The organism is Georgenia sp. Z2081 (assembly GCF_055326445.1).
The window spans coordinates 1-4,449 of the sequence record NZ_JBUZNK010000023.1; the positions used below are offsets into that span (position 1 = coordinate 1).

Annotated in this window: 4 protein-coding genes; 3 read left to right on the plus strand and 1 reads right to left on the minus strand. The window is 67.5% G+C overall.

Going from position 1 to position 4,449, the window contains the following annotated elements; genetic code table 11:
* The first annotated feature begins 132 nt into the window (after positions 1 to 132).
* Entirely contained in the window at positions 133 to 1,440 is a 1,308-nt protein-coding gene (locus ACZLKG_RS16535) for an ISL3 family transposase (protein WP_463648948.1), read from the plus strand.
* A 268-nt stretch (positions 1,441 to 1,708) separates the two neighbouring features.
* On the opposite strand, the gene ACZLKG_RS16540 is transcribed toward ACZLKG_RS16535, so the two are convergent.
* Positions 1,709 to 2,650 (minus strand): GlxA family transcriptional regulator, encoded by a 942-nt coding sequence (locus ACZLKG_RS16540; RefSeq protein WP_425710294.1) that lies wholly within the window; start codon positions 2,648 to 2,650, stop codon positions 1,709 to 1,711.
* 108 nt (positions 2,651 to 2,758) lie between these two features.
* Here ACZLKG_RS16540 and ACZLKG_RS16545 point away from each other — a divergent pair, with 108 nt between their 5' ends.
* Positions 2,759 to 3,070 (plus strand): putative quinol monooxygenase, encoded by a 312-nt coding sequence (locus tag ACZLKG_RS16545; RefSeq protein ID WP_068102119.1) that lies wholly within the window; start codon positions 2,759 to 2,761, stop codon positions 3,068 to 3,070.
* A gap of 203 nt (positions 3,071 to 3,273) precedes the next feature.
* A protein-coding gene (locus ACZLKG_RS16550) for an IS3 family transposase (RefSeq protein WP_463647485.1) occupies positions 3,274 to 4,436 on the plus strand; the annotation gives its coding sequence in 2 pieces (ribosomal slippage) (positions 3,274 to 3,540 and positions 3,543 to 4,436; 1,161 coding nt in all).
* Positions 4,437 to 4,449 lie beyond the last annotated feature (13 nt).

A 4,449-nucleotide genomic window follows, 5' to 3' on the forward strand; every position in this document is an offset into this window, starting at 1 on the left:
GGCTCTTCCGGATTGAGGGTGTAGACGGCCTGGCGCGGTGGTGAGCGAGGTGCCGGCGTGTCAGCGTCCAGATAGGGGTCGAGGTCTTCCGATGATGGGGGTTCTCACGCCACCCACCGGGAAGACCTCGACGTGCCTGACGCTACCTTCGCCCGCCCTGATCTGACCACGTTCGCTCGTCTGGACGAGCTCGGCTTGGAGGTCGTCGGCCAGCGCATCGAGCCTGGTCGGGCGGTCCTGGCCTGCCGGGTCGTCGAACCGGACAGCTGGTGCCGGCGGTGCGGGTGCGAGGGCGTCGCGCGGGACACCGTCACGCGCGAGCTCGCTCACGAGCCGCTGGGGTGGCGTCCCACGACGCTGGAGGTGAGGGTGCGTCGGTACCGGTGCACGGGCTGCGGGCACGTGTGGCGTCAGGACACGACCGCCGCGGCCGAGCCGCGCGCGCGGCTCTCCCGCCGCGGGTTGCGGTGGGCGCTGGAAGGGATCGTGTGCCAGCACTTGAGTGTCGCTCGTGTCGCCGAGGGGCTGGGGGTCTCGTGGAACACCGCCAACGCCGCGGTCCTGACCGAAGGACGCCGCGTCCTCATCGATGATCCGACCCGGTTCGACGGCGTCAGCGCCATCGGTGTCGACGAGCATGTCTGGCGCCACACCCGCCGCGGCGACAGGTTCGTGACCGTGATCATCGACCTCACCGCTGTTCGCGAGGGGACCGGCCCGTCCCGGCTGCTGGACATGGTCCAGGGCCGCTCGAAACACGCCTTCAAGCAGTGGCTCGCGGGCCGGCCGCAGGACTGGCGCGACGGGGTCGAGATCGTCGCGATGGACGGCTTCACCGGGTTCAAGACCGCCGCCGCCGAAGAGCTGCCCGACGCGGTCGCCATCATGGATCCTTTTCACCTGGTCCGCCTCGCTGGCGACGCGCTCGATGACTGCCGGCGCCGTGTCCAGCAGGACACCTGCGGGCACCGGGGCCGCAAGGGCGATCCGCTCTACGCCGCCCGCCGGACCCTGCACACCGGCGCCGACCTGCTCACCGAGAAGCAGTCCCAGCGCCTGGAGGGCCTGTTCGACGGCGACACCCACGTAGCGGTCGAGGCCGCCTGGGCCGTCTACCAGCGCATGATCGCCGCCTACCGCGTCCCCGACCGCGCACATGGTCGCCAGCTCATGGCCCAGCTCATCGACTCCGTCAGCTCCACCGTGCCAGCCGCCCTGACCGAGCTGCGCAAGCTGGGCAGGACCCTGAAGCGCCGCGCCGCCGACGTGCTCGCCTACTTCGACCGGCCCGGCACGTCCAACGGCCCCACCGAGGCCATGAACGGCAGGCTCGAGCACCTGCGCGGCTCGGCCCTCGGCTTCCGCAACCTGACCAACTACATCGCCCGATCACTACTCGAGACGGGCGGATTCCGACCCCAACTACACCCTCGAATGTGAAGAGCCGGTTTCGGCCGCCTTGACCTGAGCGCCTTCGCGTCTCATCCCAATCGACCCTGATCGAGTCTGCTGACCCCCTCGACGAGAACGCAGCGACACATCACAGCCACCCGACCCCGACCGTCCGGGAAGCCGGGGCACGTCACATGGCCTGTGCTGCGGGCGTGTCGAGTGGGTCGTCCAGGGGCGACGCAGTAGCGTCGACGCGACGTGCTGAGAGGTGGTTCCAGTCGAGCACTAGGACACCGGCTACAGGCATGGCGATAGGTCAGGAACGGCGTCGCTCCCTGCGCAGGAGGGAGCGCAGAGTCTCGGCGTTCGCGTAGCCGACCCGTAGCGCGATCTCGGCGGAGGTGAGATCCGTGGTTGCTGAGAGGTGCCGAGCTCGTTCGGTGCGAAGCCGTTGGACGAACCCGAGCGGAGTCAGGTTGAGCGCCGCACGGACTCGTCGTTCGAGGGTGCGCCGGCTGGTGCCGAGCGACTGCGCGACGAAGGCGACGTTGAACGGTTCGTCCAGGCGGGCGCGCACGAAGCGTTCGAACTCGACGACGATCGGGTCCTCGTGCCGGAGATGGTCGTAGGCGACGAAGGTCGCCTGCGACGGACGCTCGTCGATGATGAGGAGCTTGGCGACATGTTGGGCCAGGTCGGGGCTGATCGATCGCACGAGTGAGAGCGCGAGGTCGATGTGGGCGAACGCGGCGCCGGCGGTGACGAGGTTCCCGTCGACCACGACCATGGTGTCGAGATCGAGGGCGACGGTCGGATAGCGCTTCAGGAACTCCGGCCCCAGGAACCAGCTGGTCGTCGCCCGCCGATGATGCATCCGTCCGGTCTCGGCGACGGCGAACACGCCGGTGCACGCCGCGGCGATCCGGGTGGTCGCCTCGTCGAGGCGCCCGAGCGAGGCGATGACCGAACGAGCATCTCGGCTCTGGAGGGCGTCGTGGGTAGCGGCGGCCGTGAGGGTTCCAAGCGCAGGGACGACGACCACGTCGAACTCTGCGGACTCCGACAGCGGGTGGTCCACCGACAGGGTCATCGATGTTGTCGTGGTCACTCGCCGTTTCGGTCCGAGGATGGCGAGTTCGATCGGGTCGATCCGCGGGTCGACATCGCTGCGGGCTCCGTCGGCCACCCGCACGATGTCGATGATCGACGCGACAGCCGAACCGAAGCAGCCGTCGATCGCGATCAGTCCAATACGCATGGCGTGAACAATAGCAACACTGTCGTATACGCCACTTCTCACATGCCCTTGCTCGTCATACGCTGAACTCGCTTCACCAAGAAACCTCGACACCTAGGAGAACCCCTCATGTCCACACCCGCATCACTTCCGTATGCCTTCGTCGCCAAGATCGTCGCGGCCGATGGACAGCACGACGCGCTCGCCGATCTGCTCGCCGGCGCTGTCGCCCTCGCCAACGAAGAAGTAGGAACGATTGTCTGGTTCGCGGTCAGGACCCACGCCGACACCTTCTGGATCTTCGATGCATTCCCCGACGAGGCCGCTCGCGACGCCCACGCCAACGGCGCCATCGTCGCAGCCCTGACGGCCAACCAGCACCTCCTCGGCGCAGCACCCGAGATCCTGCCGGCCGACGTCCTCGCGTCCAAGCTCCCGTAGTCCGCCCACGCACGTTCGCAACGCGAAGCACAACACGAGCGCTGTCGGTCACAAACTCAACAGGCAAACCAACGGGCGGCTCTGGAGCGGCTCGAGCCACAAAGCGCACGCCACATTCGAAGGAGCAATTGATGGGGTCTGCTGCACGGATAGGTGACACCTGATCTGTGGTGCCGGAAGGTGCTGCTGGAAGGATGTCGATCGTGCCCAGACCTCATCCCAAGGAGTTCCGCGACGATGTCGTGGCCGTGGCCCGCCGCGGGGACGCTCCGATCAAGGACATCGCCAAAGACTTCGGGATCAGCGAGTCCTGCCTGCGTAACTGGCTACAGGCCGCCGATGTCGAGGACGGCAACCGCCCCGGCGTGACCCGGAGCGAGTCGGCCGAGCTGCGCGAAGCGAAGAAGCGTGTCCGCCTGCTCGAGCAGGAGAACGAGGTCCTGCGCCGCGCAGCGGCCTACCTCTCTCAGGCGAACCTGTCGGGGAAATGATGTACCCGCTCGTAAAGGAGCTCGCCGCTGACAGGATCCCTGTCGCGGTGACGTGTCGGGTCCTCAAGCTCGCCCGCCAGCCCTACTACCGCTGGCTCGCCACCCCGGTCACCGACCGTGATCTCGAGCAGGCCTACCTCGCGAACGCCTTGTTCGATGCTCACCGGGACGATCCGGAGTTCGGGTATCGCCTGCTGGCCGACGAGGCCCGCGAAGCGGGGCACGTCGCGTGTGATCGCACGGTCTGGCGGACCTGCCGGGACAACCGGTGGTGGAGCGTGTTCGGCAAGAAGCGCAACGCGAACGGCAAGCGGCCCGGCCCGCCGGCCCATGACGATCTCGTCGAGCGGGACTTCACGGCCACCGCTCCCAACGAGCTGTGGCTGACCGATATCACCGAGCACCCCACCGGTGAGGGCAAGATCTATCTCTGCGCGGTCAAGGACGTCTACTCGGGACGGATCGTGGGGTACTCGATCAGCGATCGCATGAAGACCCGCCTCGCGGTCGACGCTCTGGTATCGGGGGTCTCCCGCCGCGGCGGTGATGTCGCCGGTTGCGTTGTGCATTCGGACCGCGGCTCCCAATTCAGGTCGCGCCGATTCCTGGCCGCCCTACGCTGCCACGACCTCGTGGGCTCGATGGGCCAGGTCGCCTCCGCGGGGGACAACGCCGCGATGGAGTCCTTCTTCTCGCTCCTGCAGAAGAACGTCCTGAACCGCCGTCGTTGGGCCACTCGGGCCGAGCTGCGGATCGCGATCGTGACCTGGATCGAACGGACTTACCACCGCCGAAGGCGACAGGACCGGCTCGGTCGCCTGACCCCCATCGAGTACGAGACCATCATGACCACTCAGATCGCACTCGCGGCCTGAGAACACCTGTCAC